This is a genomic window from Paenibacillus sp. FSL H7-0690, assembly GCF_037980415.1.
In the GTDB taxonomy this organism is placed as follows: domain Bacteria; phylum Bacillota; class Bacilli; order Paenibacillales; family Paenibacillaceae; genus Paenibacillus_AQ; species Paenibacillus_AQ odorifer.
In genome coordinates this window covers 3,007,397-3,024,274 of the sequence record NZ_CP150281.1, presented here as the reverse complement: position 1 = coordinate 3,024,274, position 16,878 = coordinate 3,007,397, and the positions used below count along the sequence as shown (strand labels likewise).

The window sequence follows — 16,878 nt, the reverse complement described above, 5'->3', positions numbered from 1 at the left end:
CCTATCGTAACACATTTGCGCGATGAAATAAAAAATTTGTCTAGATATGAAATAAGAAGGCGAAACAGCTTATTCAGAGAAATAAGTCATCTTAATGTATAAGATTGGACTTCCAGGGACATCATGTAATTATCGACACCACAAATGTCGTAGACAACCGCGGAGCAGGCTTACGTTTCCCCATAAGCTCTTCGTCCGGTTTCTCCTCTCCCATGAAAGGGGCCCTAGAGATAGGGCCCCGAATTTATGTTTAACGGTATTATAAGCACGAAAAGACTACCTTTCGGCAGCCTTTTCAGCAACAACTATTTCACAAATCTTCCGATAAACTCAGAAACTACGCTCTCATACTTAACCGGATCCATGCGGAAAGCTTCTCCGTGACCCGCATTAGGAACGATGTAAAGCTCCTTCTCGACCGGACTATTCTCATATACCGTATGAACCATTTCCGTAGGAACAAAAGTATCATTATCGCCATGAATAAACAGGGTTGGCGTTTTAGATTTCTTCACCTGTTCTAAGGCTGAGGCTTCACCAAAGGAGTAACCTGCCCGAATCTTTGTTAGCATACTGGTCGTATCTACAATTGGAAAGGCGGGGAGATGGTACATTCTTTTTAATTGAAAGGTAAGCTCGTCCTTCACTGAGGTATAACCGCAATCTTCCACAATTGCTTTAACATTAGCTGGTAAATCTTCACCGCTTGTCATCATTACGGTAGCTCCCCCCATGGAAACACCGTGCAGTATAATCTGTGTATCCTCACCGTTTGCTTTCAGAACGTTCTGTATCCACTTCAAGTAATCCTTACGTTCTGGCCATCCAAATCCGATATAGTCACCCTTACTTTCTCCATGTCCTCTGGCATCCGGCAGCAAAATATTATATCCAAGTCTCTCATAATACATTCTGGCATACCCGCTCATTTGAGTTGCATTTCCAGCATACCCATGAGCAATAATCACTGTCTTATTGGAATGTTCAGGAGCAGCTAAATAGTATGCTTTAAGCTCTATTCCGTCATCAGAATTCATCTCCCATCTATCAAAGCTCTGGGTATCCCACCACTCTTGGTCTGCCTTCGAGGTATCTTTAGATTGTTCTACCTCTGGACTGGACTGCAGGTCAGGGCTTTCATTCAAGAAGTCCTTTGAAGCACGTGCAATAGCAACATGATAGAAATAAAAGCTTCCCACAGTTACAACAATGATTAAAAGTACAATAACAGAAGAAATTCCGATCATCATTTTTTTCTTCAAACTAGCTCTCTCCTAAATAAAATTTAACAGTATTAATCTATGTTATCAGATTAAGATAACATGTATATTTGAATATTCAAAATCATAGTATTGTAAACTCATGTTATTCACTACGTGATTAGTATTCTTTTAACTTATTATTTTATATTACCTTAATGGACAAAATATCTACAAAAAAAAGCCCCAAGTCGGCAAAATACCAACATGGAGCTCTGCTATTTTAGTGATTTAGAATATGCATGCGCTTGTAATAATTACTAATAAGATGAACAAAACTAAGATTGCGCCTGTAGAAGTAAAAGCACCACCAACATGACCATATTCAGCACCCATGAGAAGACCTCCTCCGTATTTAGAATACATCATAAGATATGTAATGATCCCCTTAGAAGATTGGGCGTTCAGTTAAAAAAAAAGACCTCTACTGGGCTACCAGCGAGGTTAAAGGCTCTACAATTAATCAGAAACTAAAATACCATCAAAGCTTTCTGGGCCCACACGTACTGTACCGAGAAGATTAGAAGAAACAAATGCTGTATAAGTGAGCTGAGGTGTGATGGCTGGTAAGAAATCCGCTGCTGAAAAGGTTATTACTTGCGGAGCCAATATACTAAGAGCAAAAGTTGAAGTAGCAGAATACACTTTTGGATCAGTAGCCAAGGTTCCTCTTACAATCGTGATTGTGATACCCACTAACGCTAGCGGAAGCGTCACTGATATCGTTCCTTTAAGGAGAACACGTGGATTGGTAGTCACTCCAGCAGTTAACAACCCAATCTGTCCAAAAAGCTGCGGCGTGTTAAGTACCGTAATAGGAATAGATATAGAGTTGGCGAGGCTGGCATTTTGAGATGTTCTAGCATCAAGGTAAGTTCCCATCGTTGCACCCCCTTTATAAATTGGCATACCATAATATATTAGTGTTCTCGATAGAATGCATAGCCACATTACCAGTGTAAAACGATTGTTTTATAAAACTCATAGGCAAGATCTATTTATCATCTTTTTTCGTCCCCTCCCTTTTATTAAAAGCTAGTTCAAACAAACCGGTCGCTGATAGTCCCGCAAGCCCCCCCGCCCAGAGTCGCAGAATCAGATTCATATCAGTGAACGGATAGGCAACTGCTCCAACCAGCAAGCCAATAGCCAACCCCACTACTGGCACAATGTTCCGCGGAAGTTCAATGCTATTCTTCACAAGTTGTACAAGTGCCATTACAAAAACAGCTAGGACTGAAGCAAAGGCAAGCACACTGTTGAGAGCATCGTTATACATGTTTTTTAATCCTCCTTATTTCATTTTTTACTTCCTGTTACAAGTAAACCTGCACGGTTCAGCACCGTTAATATGCGATAGAAATCGTAACTGCCACCCGATGGAGTATCGAGAAGTCCTGCCGCAGTCGCTGCTTTCACAGCCGCCTCAGCCCATGCAGGGACATTCATGACTGCCCGATTTTCAATGAATGTCACCCGATCCGTAAGCTTATTAATCGACTGCCCCTGTTCTTGCACACCTGTTTTCAGCGTATCCCTGCTATCTGTAAGAGCTGCTATAAGAGCACGCAGTTCCTTTACTTCCGATTCTAGACTAACAAGCTTTTGCTTATCCTCTGCTGACATCTCATCATCTCCTCCCATGGATTTGTCGTCATATTGATACAGATTATAGGTATTCATAATTTGAATCAGCTTAGCTGCATAGTTCGGATCAGTAGCGTAACCAGCTGCGGCAATCTCTTGTGCGGCCACCTTGCCACTCGCACCGAGAACCTTGCTGTAAAGGTTGCGATTCCATGAGACTCCATTCACAATCAAGTCGGAATGATCCGCGATAGATTCTCCCCAGTTGTTATAGGCTCGAAAAGGGGCATTCACTTTAACAGCTTTACCGTTAATATATTCGGTAGTTTGTACAGTAATGCTGCCAGCAGGTCCACTTCCTTTGATCCCAAACAAATTATTCGCTTTCACAGTCAATCCACTGCTGCCCCAGCCTGACTCCAGAGCCGCTTGAGCAATGGTTAACGAAGCAGGAACCTTAGTGAGCTGCATGTCCTTTACAGCAAAATTCGCAATCTTCGCTATAAACTCGCCTTCTGTCATCTCATCACATCCTCTCCGTTTATTAAATGCGAGGCATCATAAAATGACTGTGCTTATCCCCTTCTAACATTGTGTTTTTACTAGATTCGAATCCAACTCGGCAACAAAAAAAAGCCATCCCATTACCCATGAAATGACTGCTGGAGTAGCCTCAATGATCTGAACATCTAACTTCCTAATTACATCTCATTCGCTTACGAATCATCTATCGGACTCAGCTGACCTTATACGCAGCGTTAGCTCACTTTTTGGATATTAACGGACACCACAGCCGTAATTGGCACCAAAAACAATCAATAACAGGCTCTTCATATAGAATAATGTCTCTGAGGTCCGAAACCATGCTAAAAAGGATAAAAACATGCTAATAACGTCATCCGGGTCCTAAAGCTTCAATAGACTGAATATGACTCGGCGGTGTAAAAGCAACCAAACAACGATCCAAAAAAAAGGAGTAGTAGTTCTCCTATTATTAGAGAACTACTACTCCTTTGTCTTTCATGACATCGACCACTGCTATCCACTATGACGTGGAGCGTCTATGTAAAATGGAGGGGTGCACTTCTCGGTAGCTCAAGCGGTGCCTTAGGTCCTGCATAATGCATCCTCAACTCCTTTCACCCGGACAATATGTAATTATTAGTAAATCTAGCTTGTGAATCCCGTAGAATTAGCGTAATATATAGTAATAATTTACTATATAGGAGGGTCTAACAGACTATGCCTTCATATTATTTTAAAGAAGTATGGACACCCTTACGCTGGGTAGGTATAAAGTTTTTTCGTGATGATGATGGATTCTTATGGATTAAATGGTGGGCAAAACCCAGAAAACGGTTACGTTAACGCATACTATACATATGCCATAATACATAGGTTCAGCAGTTAGAATACTCATAATAATCTGCGCTGCCACCCCCTCCGCTTCAAGCATTGATTTGCTAGCGGAGGTCTTTATGATCCACGCTAGCAACTGATGCGTCCGTTTACTAATTCCCTACTTTTGCCCCAAATGAACGTGCCAAGAGTACCGCCTGTTCAATATCCATCCGCACTCCCTGCAGATCCAGACTCTTTAAATCAATTCCTTCAACAATCGCTTCCCGCATATCCGCTCCCTTAAGTTTGCATTGAGACAATTGTACACGGCTCAAATCCGCTCCTCGTAAGTCACTTTTTTGCAAATTACAGCCCATTAAGTCCGCTTCTGTAAATCGAATCCCTCGCAGATCCTGTCTGCTTAGATTAGTATGTCTTAGGTTCGTGTACGACCAGTCCCCTCCGAGTAGGGAGATTCCGTCCAAATATGCATTTGAGAAATCCGATCCAACCATCTTGCAATCTTCGAATTTAGATACAAACAGGTTCGCTCCCGTAAATTTACAATTGGTAAAAGCTGAACCTTTATGGTGAGACGCATTAAGCATGGCTCCAGTAAAATCACAATCAATAAATCGGCAGCCAATAGAGTTCATCTCTTCCATAGAAGTGCCTTTGAAGGAGCATTGCTCGAATGTGCAGTTATTTAACTCACCATCCTGCAAGCTTCCTTGATCAAAATTGTGATTACGGAACGTTTCATTAAGGTATTGGTACATATAAATCTCATCACCTTCGTTAGTATTAAAAAAATTAATTCTTAATTAAAAATAGCACTTTAGTAGATTGTTCTCAACATTCCCTTTCGATATAATAGCAAATAAACAATGGGGAGGAAAATTATGGATGTGTCCAGCAGGAAAGAACCATTCCGTTATGTTATGAACCATCCGCTTGAATGCTGGATTGAAGTTCCGCTTAACAATTCCGGTCCAGGTGCTGGAAAGTTAACAGAGGCTGTATTACTCGATCTTAGCCGTTCGGGTTGTAAGGTACGTACTCCTTTGAATCTTCGATTCACTGCAAGAGATACTAGGCTTATTATTCATCTTCAATTAAATGAAGAGAAGCTTCAGCTCTTATGCAGCGTCCGGTGGGGTTGGATGTTTGGGCTTGGCCAATATCAATATGGAGTTAAATTCCGCTTGGACGAAAATGAGGAAGAACGCCTAATAAGAGAGCTTGAAACATGGACCGCCACCCTTCGGGTTGAAGGTCTGTAGAACTTACCCTAACAGATGCCCTTCACTTAGAAGGACGTCTTTTTTTTGCACAAAAACGAAGACAAAGCTAAATCGCTCTGACTCCGTTCAAAAAACTATTCCGCCAAGTTGTGGCTAGATGTCCACTCTTTTATTAACGAGCTTGATGATGACCACTATAAGAAGAACTGCTATCACCGCTTCAAACAGAAGAGGAGCTAGATTCAAATGACCCTGTATAAGCTGTATCCCATTTGCGGTATCCATCTCATCTATGACCTCGAACTGGAATACACTTTCCCAAGCAGTGAAGTTACTTTTGAAAATAAAATACTCCAAATAGAATATTCCATTCTGTAACAAATACGCAGTGGCCAGCCCAATCCATACTCGCCCCTTAAAGCTCACACTTCGTGCAACCGTAATGGAGACCATCAAGGTAAGCATGATATAACCGGCAAACCAATACGCCTGCAAGAGAACTAACAATCCCACTTTCCAGAAATTCTCCGGAAGAAATGAGGAGGGATACATTGAAAGATACACACCAAAATGGATCAAAGCTATTAAAATAATACCCAGCATTAGAGCTAAATAGAGCACTAACGGAGAAAGGACTGTGTTCAAAGTTCTTACGGGCACTAGGCGACGATTATAGGAATTTATATTGTTAAAAAAGGTTTTTGCTGCCATGACAAGAAAGATCAGTCCTGCAATAACATAAGCTATTCCGTTCAAAGTAAACCGTTCATAGTCATGCAGTTTGGTAAATCCTAACCCAATCTGTGCCAGAATTATGATTACAAAAACTGCAAGAAACTTATCCCTATCCCGTCTAAAATCATACTTCACTAGCTTTAGCATTCTGCGTACACCTCTCTGAACAGTTCGTCAATACTTTTGCCATGGCGTAGCCGAATATCCTCCACCGCAGTATGCATCAGAATTTCTCCTTCTTTTATAAAAATCACATCATCAAAGATCCGCTCAATATCCGATACTAAATGGGTTGATAAGAGAATGGTACTGTCCTCTTCATAAAACTCTACTAACGCGTTAAGAATTTTTGTTCTAGCTACCGGATCTACACCACCAATGGGTTCATCCAGCAAATAAAGGCTAGCTCGGCGTGATAGGGCAAGTGTAAGCTGTAAACGTTCGTTCATCCCTTTGGACAGGTCCTTTACCTTATCTTGCGCTCTTAGTTTCATAAACTCCAACATTCGCGAGGCTTTAGTCTGATCAAAATCCGGATAGAAGTCAGTTTGGAATTTCAGAGCATCGGAAACACTCATCCAGGATTCTGTAAGCGGCTTATCAGGCATAAACGACACCACCGCTTTACTTTCTGTTCCTACAGAACCCCCAATGACGGATACACGACCAGAGGTAGGTTGTGTCAGTCCAGCGATGATTTTCATAAGTGTACTTTTGCCGCTGCCGTTACTGCCCAGCAGTCCTGTGATCTTACCCGCACTCAGATTAAAAGATACCTTGTGGAGGGCATGCTTGGATCTATATTTTTTTGTAACTTCATGAACCTCAAGTATATTCCCCAACTTGTTTATCCCCCTATTCTTTATCCTTGTTACGGATATTCTCCGCAACCGCCGCTAAAATATCTTCGCCTTGAAAGCCAAGATCCTGCATACCACGAATGAAACGATCTAGCACATCTTTGGCCATTTCTTTTTTGATGGTCAGGATAGTACCTTCATTACTTGTGACGTATCTTCCCATTCCACGCCGGGTTTCCACGATTTCTTCACGCTCCAGTTCCTGAAAAGTTCTTTGCACCGTATTCGGATTAATCTGCAGTTCACTGGCAAGTTCTCGTACTGAGAGTATTTTATCTCCCGGTTTCAGCTTGCCTGTGACGATTTCACCTTTGATGTAATTCATGATCTGTATATAAATCGGCAGGTTGTTATCGAATTCGATTGTCATGATTAAGCAACATCCCTTCGTCTAAAGACGGAGAAACCTACGAGAAGAAAGACAGCTGTGTATAAGACAAGCATCACGATAGAAAAGGTCAGTGTCATTCCAGGCATAGGTGCTCCTCCACCTTCATAAGCAGATAAATTTAAGTTTGGAAACAGAACATATTTGTAAAAATCACGAGAAATAATCAATTTGTCTATCATTAACGCAAACATAGTAGCCCCTATCGTTACTCCCGTTGAAGTGGTCAATATCCCCAGCATAAAAGCAAGTGTTCCATACACAACCGTACTAACGAGATTATACAATAGGTTTGTAAGCATCTCACTCATACCCGCTTCTCCACCACTTAGTCCAAACCACAAAGCTCCTGTTCCAAAAACGGCTATACCTCCGATGACAGTCAAAGTCAAAGCATACAACAGTACAACCACATATTTGGATGCGAGGATTGCTGTACGGCTTCTGGCGCGGATAAGCAGGAACTTGATGGTTCCTTGACTATACTCTTTTGAGACAATACCTGCTGTTCCGATAATCGCAAGAATTGTAATCACTTGCCCAATCCCTTGGGAAAGCAGCATCATTGCTGAAAAATCATAAGCTGATTCAAACAGGCCAGGTGAGACAGAATGAACTATATAACCTAACAGCAGGGATAATAGAATTAATATCAGATATGGCATAAAAAATGTGCGTTTTTTTGAGAGCTTGAGCCATTCATTCACAATCAGATTATTAAAGTTACGCAATGCGGTTTCCTCCTGTCCATTTCAAGAAATCTTCCTCAAGACTTTGTTTATTCTCCGTAATCCGAAAAATCCCCACGCCTTCATCACTAAAAGTAGATACAAGCTCCGGTACTCTGCTATCAAGCAGACTTACTGTCACTTCAGATCGCGCGCTATCCATAGAGATCAATTCTGCATAATCCAAGCGCTCCAAGATATTTATAGCAGATTCGATTGATCCTACACGGATGGTGAGCTTCACTTGTGCGGTTGCTTCCTGCTCCTCACCAATCGTAGTTACGGTCACCAGCTTACCATTCTGGATCACAATAGCCCGATGGCATATTTGTTCAATTTCAGTAAGTAAATGGCTGGAAATCAGAATAGAAATGCCTTCCACTTCGGCGATGGTACGCATATAATCACGCATTTCCCGTATTCCGGCCGGATCAAGTCCGTTCGTAGGCTCATCTAAAATCAATAACTTCGGCCGATTGAGAAGCGCCTGAGCAATCCCAAGACGTTGGCGCATCCCCAGCGAATAAGCCTTTACTTTTTTATTCATCGCTTCTTGAAGTCCTACCAGTTCTACAACCTCATCTATTCTGCCAGCCTCAATGTTATCCGTCATTCTTTGATACTGCTTCAAATTATCAAGTCCAGTCATATAGGGATAAAACTCTGGATTTTCAATTATCGCACCGATATGGCCAATCGCCTGCTTAAAATCCTTTTTCACACTGTGGCCTTGGATAATCACATCGCCTTCGCTCATCCTAATTAAACCCGTCATCATTCGAATCGTTGTGGTCTTTCCTGCACCGTTTGGACCTAGCAATCCAACAATTTCACCCTTACGGATATCAAATGTCAGCTTATCCACAATTGGTCTTCCTTTGATGATCTTACTTACCTCATTCATTTGCAGAACGATTGAATCTTGCATTTCTACACCACTCCCCTGTTTCATGCGAATCCTCCCTGCCAACTAATGTATTGTTCATTTATTATATTGTGTCAGTGTCATAGTTAAATAGTACACTAATATATTATTGGAGTAAAGCCCAAAATAATAAATTCATGCAAATAAGGGCTTTCTATTAGACTATCAGCCAAGCCAAAAAGTTATATGAACATAGATTAGATAACAAAGGAGGAATTACAAATGAAAAAAGAAGTTCACATTTCTCAGACTTTCCCTCGCTTGACCGTGTACGATGAAGAAAACTTCAATGGACGCCGTAGAGTATATACTGGCAACCTGGGTATTCGTAATACGGACAACATCCTCGATGGTATTGAGAGCCTTCGGTTCTTCTCTACTAGCAGCAATGCTACACTGGTACTCTTCACAAGAACCCGGTTTAGAGGAAATTTCCGTGTTCTTCGCGGGAACCGCAACATTAGGGATCTGGATGATTTCATTTCAGGTAATGACGTGGAATCCATTATTTCTACTAACCAACGCTTAACCCTCGAACAAATCCGTAATATCCGCAGCAGCGGTAACTTGCCTTCGGGATATCGTTTGATCTAGGAATTGCTTACAACAACAAAAAGGAGTAATCCGGAGCCTAGCGCCCAGGTCACTCCTTTTTCCAGTCGAAACTACCGCATTCATTTATGGTAAATCTGGCGGCGAGTTGTCGAAAACGACAGTTCGTCAATCGAACTTGGAGGGATTAACCATGATTACAAAAAAAGTAACATCTGTAATATATCCTAGGCTAAGAGTGTTTAGTGAGGAGAACTTTCGGGGGCTTCGCAGAACTCTTCGCGGCAACCTGGGCATTGCAGATATAGATTCAGTCCTTACAGGAATAGAAAGTTTGCGCTTCTTCTCCACAAATCCGAACGCTACGCTTGTGTTATTCGATCGTTCTGCCTTCCGCGATAATTTCGTCATTTTGCGTGGTAACCGCAGCATCCGCGAACTGGACGACTTTCTGCGAAGAGGAGATGTCGAATCGCTCATTTCAAGCAATCAACGGCTGACCCCGGCGCAGGTTCGCACCATTCAACGTACCGGCAGCTTGCCATCAGGATATCGTTTGATCTAATTCAATGAGGACGCAGTTTAAGCCATAAGCTTAAGGTGCGCCCTCTTTTATTTTCCGCTATAATGACTCCATACATATTAAACAGGAAAGAAGGCTACTTTATGGAACCGATCGTTTCTACTCGATGGCTGCTTGCTCGGTTATACGAGCCTGAACTTGTTATAGTTGATTGCCGTTTTTTACTTACTGACCCGGAAGCTGGACGTAAAGCCTATACAGAAGATCATATTCCCGGAGCAGTTTATCTACATCTGGAAGAACAGCTCTCCGCTCCAGTAAGCGCACACGGTGGACGCCACCCACTGCCTGAGATCTCGAAGCTAACCACCGTTCTTAGCAAGGTTGGCATTAACAGAGATAGCATTGTCGTTGCTTATGATGATCAAGGCGGTGCCTACGCTTCCCGTCTGTGGTGGATGCTTAAATATTTGGGGCATGAACGTGTGTTTGTAATGGATGAAGGCTACTCTGTTTGGAAAAATGGTAAGTTTCCCGTCAGTGATCATCAAGCCGTGCGAATTCCTAGCCAGTATGAAGCAGATGTTCAGAAGAAGATGCTTGTTAGCATGGAAGATGTGCAAAATGTAGTTAACGACGGTGGTGCACTATTGATGGATTCCCGCGAGTCCCGCCGCTATGAAGGACTTGAAGAACCCATTGATCCGAAGGCAGGTCATATTCCCGGAGCGATCAATAAGTTCTGGAAGGATGTACTGGATGAGCAAGGGCGCTGGAAATCAACTGAGGTGCTGAAAGAGCATTATGAAGGAATTGATCCTGAGCAAGAAATTATCGTGTACTGTGGTTCAGGCGTAAGTGCCTGCCCGAATATGCTCGCGCTCGGAAAAGCTGGGTATAGGAATGTGAAGTTGTACGCGGGTAGTTGGAGTGATTGGATTTCATATGAGGAGAATCCGGTGGCTACTGGAGGAGAGTAAAATACAAGAGCCCGCGTTCGACGCGGGCTCTTGTATTTATGAGTAACTCCGATAGATAGCTAAAATCAACAAATCAAAACTCAAGTCAACAGTTAGCTAACTTTAACTACGTCTTTTATGCTGTTTAGATCGGTGAAATCCTCTCCCAATGCGCTTTCTAGCTGATTATTCCCTCTGTTTACTCCTTTTCAATGTTTGGAGAAATTATTCTAAAAATCGCTGATCCGCAGCTGATTCTCCGCGTCCAACAGCTCGAATTGATTTCGATTAAACCGGATCAGCCCGTCCTGTGCCATTCGCTGCAGCTCTCTGGACAAGGCGCTGCGGTCAACAGTCAAATAATCAGCCAGGTCGCTGCGGGTAAACGGAATTTCAAAACAGGCGGAATTGTTTTTTTTGGTCTGGAGGGCCAAATAATGCAGGATACGGTCCCGCAGCGATTTGTGGGAGACCAGATCCAGCTTTTGATAGATAGACCGGTTGTTCTCAAGCAGCAGGGCCAACATATTCTCAATGATCCGTCCCCTTAAATGGCAAGTGTCCTGGCCGGGCCGGACGATTTTATTTATTTTGATAAACAGAATCCGGCATTCCGATCCCGCCACCGCTTCATAGCCGCTGTGCTCTTGGACAAGGCGAAGCGCCGTTTCGCCAAAGATTTCTCCATCCCCGAGTTCCGAGAAAATAAATCTCATGCCTGAGATATTATCTTTGCACAGCAAAACATTGCCATGGATAATAATGCCCACCGAATCCAGAATATCGTCTTTTCTAAAAACAACCTCCTTCCGCGCAAAATCCTTGATTATGCCCTGCAGGCAGCTCAGTGCTTGCTGCACCTCCCGGTCCGCGAATCCCTTAAACAAAGTGGTGCTCTGTATCCTGCTCAGATATTTCTGCAATTTTCTCAGCCTCCTGTTGCCATGGCAACAGAGTCATGATGAATACTCTGCTACAATAAAATAAATGAGAATAATTCTCATTAGTCATTCTCATTATATCAAATTGCAGGAATCATTCAATCAAGCAATTTGGAAATAATCAAAACACTGTACTTTGAATAGGGGGATCGTATGAGTGGAATTACAGCAGGCAAGGTATTTTTCTTAACAGATATGATCAGCGTCAAGCCGCACCGGATTGCGAGCCGAACGCTGTCATTACCCGTAGCTGCAGCCGAAACAGCAGCACAACCGGAATGGGTATTGTATGCCATGGATCAGGAGGAGACTATCAGTTCGGAGACCTCCCCCAAATCTAAAATCATCCATGTGCTGGAAGGCGAGCTTCATCTGCTGGTGGCGGCAGAGCCCTATCAATTGACAGCCGGCGCATCTGTTATCGTCCCAGCGGGCACATGGCATGATTATTCCGCCCACAGCAGCTGCAAATTTTTGCAAATCAGTATATAAAACGGAGGTATTCAAAATGGAAACAGGTTTATTTATTAAAAAACTGCCGCAATCCGCAGTCATAGATTTGAAAGAAATCATCATAATAGAGGAACAGCAGGTTTCCAGTCTGACCCTTGTACAGCGGCCAAATCTGGCAATGACCTTACTTTCGCTGGATAAAGGCTCGTCGATTGGGGGCCATTCTTCCCCGGGCGATGCCATGGTCAACATATTGTCCGGGCAAGCGGAAATTACAATTGGAGAAGACAACTACACAGTTCATGCGGGGGAGACCCTAGTTATGCCGGCCAATATTCCGCATGCCCTATACGCAACAGAGGCGTTTCAGATGCTTCTGGTTGTAGTCAAGCCGGATAAGTAATGGGGTGAATGCGATGAAAAAGGAAGTAGGCCATAATTTTTTGGCGCGGCTGGGAAAAAAACGTTTGCGGCCCGGCGGCGTTGCAGCAACCAACTGGCTGATCCAGCAAGCCAATCTGAGTACGGACAGCCAGGTTTTGGAGGTAGCCTGCAATATGTGCACCACCTCCATTCAACTGGCCGGGAAATACCACTGTCAAATTACCGGCATTGATATGGACCCGCGGGCGCTAGAAAAAGCAAACCGAAATATTAAAAATGCCAATCTGGAAAACTATATCCATGTCCGGCAAGGCAATGCGATGAAGCTCCCTTTTGAGAATGAGAGCTTTGACGTTGTCATTAATGAAGCCATGCTCACGATGCTTAACCAGCCTGCGAAGGAAAAGGCAGTCGCCGAATACTATCGGGTACTAAAGCCTGGCGGCATTCTGCTAACACATGATATTACCTTTGCCAAGGAAAATATGGAAGAACATCTAGCCGAGCTTCGCCGCACCATTCACATCAATGTCGAGCCGCTGTCTGTTGGGCATTGGGCGGGATTGTTCCACTCCGCAGGCTTTAAGCAAGTAGACAATGCTACCGGTCCCATGTCCTTAATGAGTATCAATGGACTCATTCGCGATGAAGGGGTTATCGGGGCGCTGCGTATTGTGAAAAACGGGCTCAAGAAAGAGAACCGGGAACAGTTCAAAAAGATGTATACCTTATTTAATACGACGGGTAAAGATCTGAATTATATTGCCGTTTGCAGCAGCAAAAAATAGTTGGGCGCAGGCCTATCATGTCTTATGATAGGTTTTTATTTTCACTGTAATTGAGAATAATTATCAATAAAATTCATCAACATTACCATCTAGCTGTCAAAATAACCGCTTGAAAGGAACTCACGATGAAAGCTAAATCTGTTTATGCCTTGTGCCTCAGTTTACTGTTAAGTTTATTTTTTATGTTAAGTGCCTGTTCGCAACAAAAAAATGAAAATTCGCCCAAATCCGCCGCTCCCTCCGCTGGCCCGGCAGAAACACTGAATATCACGGTCGGCGGCCCTCCTTCTCCGCCTTCTCTGCCTATTCTGAGGCTAATTGAATCCAAGGCATTGGGAGAATCGGTCAACATCGAGTTCAAAACCTGGGAGTCCATCGACACGCTGACCGCGCTGGCTAAGGACAATCAAGTAAGCTTCTTAGCTCTGCCGCTGAACAATGCCGTCGTGATGTATAACAAGGGAATGGATCTTTCCTTGATGAATGTGAATACCTGGTCAGTGATGAGCATGATTACAACAGATCCGTCCATCCAGAGCTGGGCGGATCTTAAAGGAAAAACGCTGTATGTGCCTATGAAATCCTCGCCTGTCGATTATATTACGCAGACCTTTTTGAAGCATAACGGACTGGAGCCAGGGAAAGACATCACATTGCATTACACCCAGCTGGCTGAGGGAGCTCAGCTGCTGTTATCCGGCAAGGCCTCCACAATTGTGAGCATTCAGCCGCAAATTACCGCGATACAAATGAAAAATGATCAGGTGCGCTCGATCGTGGATTACAAAAAGGAATGGCAGCAGGTTACCAAATTAAACACCGATCTGCCCAACGCCGGACTCGCAACCAAGCAGTCAGTAATTGCCAGCCAGCCGGAACTGGTCGCCCGCTTCCAGGAAGAATATCAAAAAGCGCTGCAATGGACGCTGGACAACCCCAAAGAGGCGGCTCAGTTGGCCAACAAGTATTTCAAGCTGGATGCCGGTGTGGTTGAGAAAGCGATTCCGCATATGGCGCTGGATTTCGCCTCCGCTTCCGAGAGCAAAGAGGTTCTGTCAACGTATTACCAGACGCTAATGAATTACAGCAAGGACAGCATTGGAGGCAAGCTTCCCGATGAACAGTTCTATTATCAGCCTAAGTAAAAAAGCCATATCCCTGTTGGGCATTGCCTTGCTGTGGCAGCTTGTAGCTATGCAGATGGACCCTTTTGTCCTGCCTGGCCCGCTGGAGACGATGTGCACGGTCCTGAGCTATTTCGGTGATCCGGAGTTTTATTATGCAGTTTATCGCACGCTGCTCAAGCTGCTGATCGGCATGGTCTGCGTTCTGCTGCTGGGCGGCTGTCTGGGCTGCTGCTTGGACTTTATCCGCGTTGGAAGCCTTATCTGGAACCAGTCATCGATATAATGCAATCCGTGCCGCCGATCGCCTGGCTGGGCATCGCGATCATTTGGTTTGGGCTTACGGATCTGCCTGCAATTTTTATTATCGTGTTGTCCACTACACCGGTTTTGGTGGTCAATCTGTACGAGGGATTTGCGGCGATCGATGGCAAATTGATGCGGATGGCCAAGGTCTATCATGTGCCCGGCAATAAGATTCTCCGGCATATCATATTGCCTTCGCTCAAAAGTTATCTGAAATCAGGCATGATCACCTCAGTGGGACTGGGCTGGAAGCTGGCCGTAATGGCGGAGCTGTTGACCTCCGTCGACGGGATCGGCAGCCTGCTGTCCGATGCCAGAACAAATCTGGAGACCGATCGTGTGTTTGCCCTGGCGTTGTTTATGGCTATTTTCTGGAATGTGATCAAATCTTGCATTACATTTCTGTTCCGCAGCAGGGTAAGCCTGCCGACGCATTTGAATAAATAAGGGTGGGGCTTATGCTTATTACACTACAAGAAGTTTCCAAGCACTATTCGGGAGTTCCTGTCCTGGAAAAAATCAGTTTTGAAATCCAGATGCCGAAAATCATTTGCATTCTAGGCCCTTCAGGTGCGGGAAAGACAACGTTGCTGAATATCCTGTCACAGTCCGAAAACGCCGATTCTGGCAGGGTCACTGTGCATCCAGAGCTGAAGCTGTCCTATGTCTTTCAAGAGGATTGTTTGCTGCCGTGGTCTACAGTTGGTGAGAACATCAGCTTTGTTAAGGAGGCTTCTCCGACCTCTGCGTCGGAAATCGAAGCATTTTTGGAAGAGGTCGGGCTTGCTGCCTACAAGAATCATTATCCTCATCAGCTGTCAGGAGGCATGCGGCAGCGCTGCTCCCTTGCCCGCGCTTTTTATCACGGCGGAAATATGCTGCTGATGGACGAGCCTTTTCACTCCCTGGACTATCATCTGCGGTTTGATTTAGTTCAGAAATTAATCGCATTGTGGGAGCGCAAGAAATGCGCCATCGTTTTTGTTACGCATGATATTGATGAAGCCCTGCTGTTGGGGGATGAAATTATGATCTTGTCTCGACATCCGGGCAGGATTGTAAAAATTATTGAAATTGATACTCCACAGCGCAGCCGTTCGCTGAAAGAGCTGAGCCTGCTGAAGATTCGCGCCGAAATTCTGGAGCAGCTGCTGACGGCACAGTAATTGCCTGAATGATGCAGAGCATTTCAAAAACAGGTATATAGAAAACGCGAGTTGGGCGGCATTGCCCTGAACTCGCGTTTTTGTGCTAAGTGATTCGGTTATGTATTTCTAGCGCCTATTTTGCCGGGTATCGTTTCAACTGCTGCTCAAACACGGTATTATAGTAAAATTTTCGCGGATAGGTATCCTCCTTCAACACCTTGTAAAGCACGGATTGACCTTCTTCATAACGGACCGCAAATTCACATTCATCATAAAAACGCCGGGACAGCTCACGGATATTGTCTTTCTCGGACGAACAGCGCCATCCGAAATAAATCATGTCTAGCTGGTCCAGCGGATCACGGTAAGTATCGAGGACAATACAAGCGTTTGGTTGCTCTGGATTGCTGTAAACGAGCACATGTCCGGTGTGAACAGGGTTGGCAAAAAAATGTTCATAAATCTCCGCAACGGGTACTGTAATACCCAATTGATCCATGATGATCTGAAAATTCGGGTGCGGAATATAGGTATCACTATGCTCATCCGGGTACTCCACCAATTCTGTAATGGATGCCATGACCCCAAATTCATACTTCATATAAACATCCTTCCTGTTGATTGCTTGAAAAA

General features: G+C 44.0%; 24 protein-coding genes. 11 read left to right on the top strand and 13 right to left on the bottom strand.

From position 1 onward, the window contains the following. Nucleotides 1–305: 305 nt before the first annotated feature. The 6 genes from MHI32_RS13305 to MHI32_RS13280 all read right to left on the bottom strand — a co-directional run bounded on the left by MHI32_RS13305 (nucleotide 306) and on the right by MHI32_RS13280 (nucleotide 4,966). Nucleotides 306–1,262, bottom strand: a complete 957-nt coding sequence (locus tag MHI32_RS13305; protein WP_248548158.1) for an alpha/beta hydrolase — start codon at nucleotides 1,260–1,262, stop codon at nucleotides 306–308. Nucleotides 1,263–1,490: 228 nt separating this feature from the next. Further along, entirely contained in the window at nucleotides 1,491–1,595 is a 105-nt protein-coding gene (locus MHI32_RS13300; protein ID WP_111503812.1) for a sporulation protein YjcZ, read from the bottom strand. A 123-nt stretch (nucleotides 1,596–1,718) separates the two neighbouring features. Further along, a complete protein-coding gene (locus MHI32_RS13295) occupies nucleotides 1,719–2,141 on the bottom strand; it encodes a hypothetical protein (protein ID WP_076126105.1) in 423 nt (140 codons plus the stop codon). Nucleotides 2,142–2,253: 112 nt separating this feature from the next. Continuing rightward, nucleotides 2,254–2,538, bottom strand: a complete 285-nt coding sequence (locus MHI32_RS13290; protein ID WP_076126104.1) for a holin — start codon at nucleotides 2,536–2,538, stop codon at nucleotides 2,254–2,256. A 20-nt stretch (nucleotides 2,539–2,558) separates the two neighbouring features. Beyond that, nucleotides 2,559–3,368, bottom strand: coding sequence for a glycoside hydrolase family 73 protein (locus MHI32_RS13285; protein WP_076280758.1), 810 nt, complete (start codon nucleotides 3,366–3,368; stop codon nucleotides 2,559–2,561). Nucleotides 3,369–4,357: 989 nt separating this feature from the next. Further along, entirely contained in the window at nucleotides 4,358–4,966 is a 609-nt protein-coding gene (locus tag MHI32_RS13280; protein ID WP_076126101.1) for a pentapeptide repeat-containing protein, read from the bottom strand. Nucleotides 4,967–5,089: 123 nt separating this feature from the next. Here MHI32_RS13280 and MHI32_RS13275 point away from each other — a divergent pair, with 123 nt between their 5' ends. Then, nucleotides 5,090–5,470, top strand: coding sequence for a PilZ domain-containing protein (locus tag MHI32_RS13275; protein WP_076126099.1), 381 nt, complete (start codon nucleotides 5,090–5,092; stop codon nucleotides 5,468–5,470). Nucleotides 5,471–5,584: 114 nt separating this feature from the next. Here the strand turns inward: MHI32_RS13275 and MHI32_RS13270 are convergent, their stop codons facing one another. From MHI32_RS13270 to MHI32_RS13250, 5 genes are read right to left on the bottom strand one after another with little or no spacing between them, the layout of a single operon-like run. After that, nucleotides 5,585–6,313: a hypothetical protein gene (locus tag MHI32_RS13270; RefSeq protein ID WP_340012510.1), complete on the bottom strand. Its 729-nt coding sequence runs from the start codon at nucleotides 6,311–6,313 to the stop codon at nucleotides 5,585–5,587. Beyond that, nucleotides 6,307–7,008, bottom strand: coding sequence for an ABC transporter ATP-binding protein (locus MHI32_RS13265; protein WP_076126093.1), 702 nt, complete (start codon nucleotides 7,006–7,008; stop codon nucleotides 6,307–6,309). The genes MHI32_RS13270 and MHI32_RS13265 overlap by 7 nt, the downstream gene beginning before the upstream one ends. Nucleotides 7,009–7,021: 13 nt before the next feature. Next, nucleotides 7,022–7,396: a GntR family transcriptional regulator gene (locus MHI32_RS13260; protein ID WP_076101764.1), complete on the bottom strand. Its 375-nt coding sequence runs from the start codon at nucleotides 7,394–7,396 to the stop codon at nucleotides 7,022–7,024. A gap of 2 nt (nucleotides 7,397–7,398) precedes the next feature. Continuing rightward, nucleotides 7,399–8,145 carry an ABC transporter permease gene (locus MHI32_RS13255; protein ID WP_076126091.1) on the bottom strand — a complete coding sequence of 249 codons (747 nt, stop codon included), beginning with the start codon at nucleotides 8,143–8,145 and terminating at the stop codon, nucleotides 7,399–7,401. Next, a complete protein-coding gene (locus MHI32_RS13250) occupies nucleotides 8,138–9,094 on the bottom strand; it encodes an ABC transporter ATP-binding protein (protein ID WP_081383247.1) in 957 nt (318 codons plus the stop codon). Before MHI32_RS13250 ends, MHI32_RS13255 begins: the two co-directional genes overlap by 8 nt. 195 nt (nucleotides 9,095–9,289) lie before the next feature. Here MHI32_RS13250 and MHI32_RS13245 point away from each other — a divergent pair, with 195 nt between their 5' ends. From MHI32_RS13245 to MHI32_RS13235, 3 genes are all read left to right on the top strand, one after another. Next, nucleotides 9,290–9,661, top strand: coding sequence for a hypothetical protein (locus MHI32_RS13245; RefSeq protein ID WP_076126089.1), 372 nt, complete (start codon nucleotides 9,290–9,292; stop codon nucleotides 9,659–9,661). 151 nt (nucleotides 9,662–9,812) lie between these two features. Further along, nucleotides 9,813–10,184 carry a hypothetical protein gene (locus MHI32_RS13240; protein ID WP_076126088.1) on the top strand — a complete coding sequence of 124 codons (372 nt, stop codon included), beginning with the start codon at nucleotides 9,813–9,815 and terminating at the stop codon, nucleotides 10,182–10,184. Between the two features lie 101 nt (nucleotides 10,185–10,285). Then, entirely contained in the window at nucleotides 10,286–11,122 is an 837-nt protein-coding gene (locus MHI32_RS13235; protein ID WP_340012509.1) for a sulfurtransferase, read from the top strand. A 209-nt stretch (nucleotides 11,123–11,331) separates the two neighbouring features. Here MHI32_RS13235 and MHI32_RS13230 read toward each other — a convergent pair whose 3' ends face one another. Beyond that, the gene (locus MHI32_RS13230) at nucleotides 11,332–12,024 is read right to left on the bottom strand and encodes a Crp/Fnr family transcriptional regulator (RefSeq protein ID WP_340012508.1); all 693 of its coding nucleotides are present in this window, start codon (nucleotides 12,022–12,024) and stop codon (nucleotides 11,332–11,334) included. A 171-nt stretch (nucleotides 12,025–12,195) separates the two neighbouring features. Between MHI32_RS13230 and MHI32_RS13225 the strand changes: the two genes are divergently transcribed. From MHI32_RS13225 to MHI32_RS13195, 7 genes are all read left to right on the top strand, one after another. Continuing rightward, nucleotides 12,196–12,534, top strand: a complete 339-nt coding sequence (locus tag MHI32_RS13225) for a cupin domain-containing protein (protein ID WP_076126083.1) — start codon at nucleotides 12,196–12,198, stop codon at nucleotides 12,532–12,534. Between the two features lie 16 nt (nucleotides 12,535–12,550). Then, a complete protein-coding gene (locus MHI32_RS13220; RefSeq protein ID WP_340012506.1) occupies nucleotides 12,551–12,898 on the top strand; it encodes a cupin domain-containing protein in 348 nt (115 codons plus the stop codon). Between the two features lie 13 nt (nucleotides 12,899–12,911). After that, a complete protein-coding gene (locus MHI32_RS13215) occupies nucleotides 12,912–13,667 on the top strand; it encodes a class I SAM-dependent methyltransferase (RefSeq protein WP_340012504.1) in 756 nt (251 codons plus the stop codon). Between the two features lie 125 nt (nucleotides 13,668–13,792). Continuing rightward, complete coding sequence (locus MHI32_RS13210; RefSeq protein WP_076189937.1) at nucleotides 13,793–14,812, top strand: MqnA/MqnD/SBP family protein; 1,020 nt, start codon at nucleotides 13,793–13,795, stop codon at nucleotides 14,810–14,812. Continuing rightward, nucleotides 14,784–15,077: a hypothetical protein gene (locus MHI32_RS13205; RefSeq protein WP_340012503.1), complete on the top strand. Its 294-nt coding sequence runs from the start codon at nucleotides 14,784–14,786 to the stop codon at nucleotides 15,075–15,077. The genes MHI32_RS13210 and MHI32_RS13205 overlap by 29 nt, the downstream gene beginning before the upstream one ends. Continuing rightward, on the top strand, nucleotides 15,077–15,544 hold the full coding sequence (locus tag MHI32_RS13200) for an ABC transporter permease subunit (protein ID WP_340012502.1): 468 nt from the start codon (nucleotides 15,077–15,079) through the stop codon (nucleotides 15,542–15,544). Before MHI32_RS13205 ends, MHI32_RS13200 begins: the two co-directional genes overlap by 1 nt. Before the next feature lie 11 nt (nucleotides 15,545–15,555). After that, on the top strand, nucleotides 15,556–16,263 hold the full coding sequence (locus tag MHI32_RS13195) for an ABC transporter ATP-binding protein (RefSeq protein WP_340012501.1): 708 nt from the start codon (nucleotides 15,556–15,558) through the stop codon (nucleotides 16,261–16,263). Between the two features lie 115 nt (nucleotides 16,264–16,378). On the opposite strand, the gene MHI32_RS13190 is transcribed toward MHI32_RS13195, so the two are convergent. Continuing rightward, nucleotides 16,379–16,846: a hypothetical protein gene (locus MHI32_RS13190; protein ID WP_340012500.1), complete on the bottom strand. Its 468-nt coding sequence runs from the start codon at nucleotides 16,844–16,846 to the stop codon at nucleotides 16,379–16,381. Between the last annotated feature and the right edge of the window lie 32 nt (nucleotides 16,847–16,878).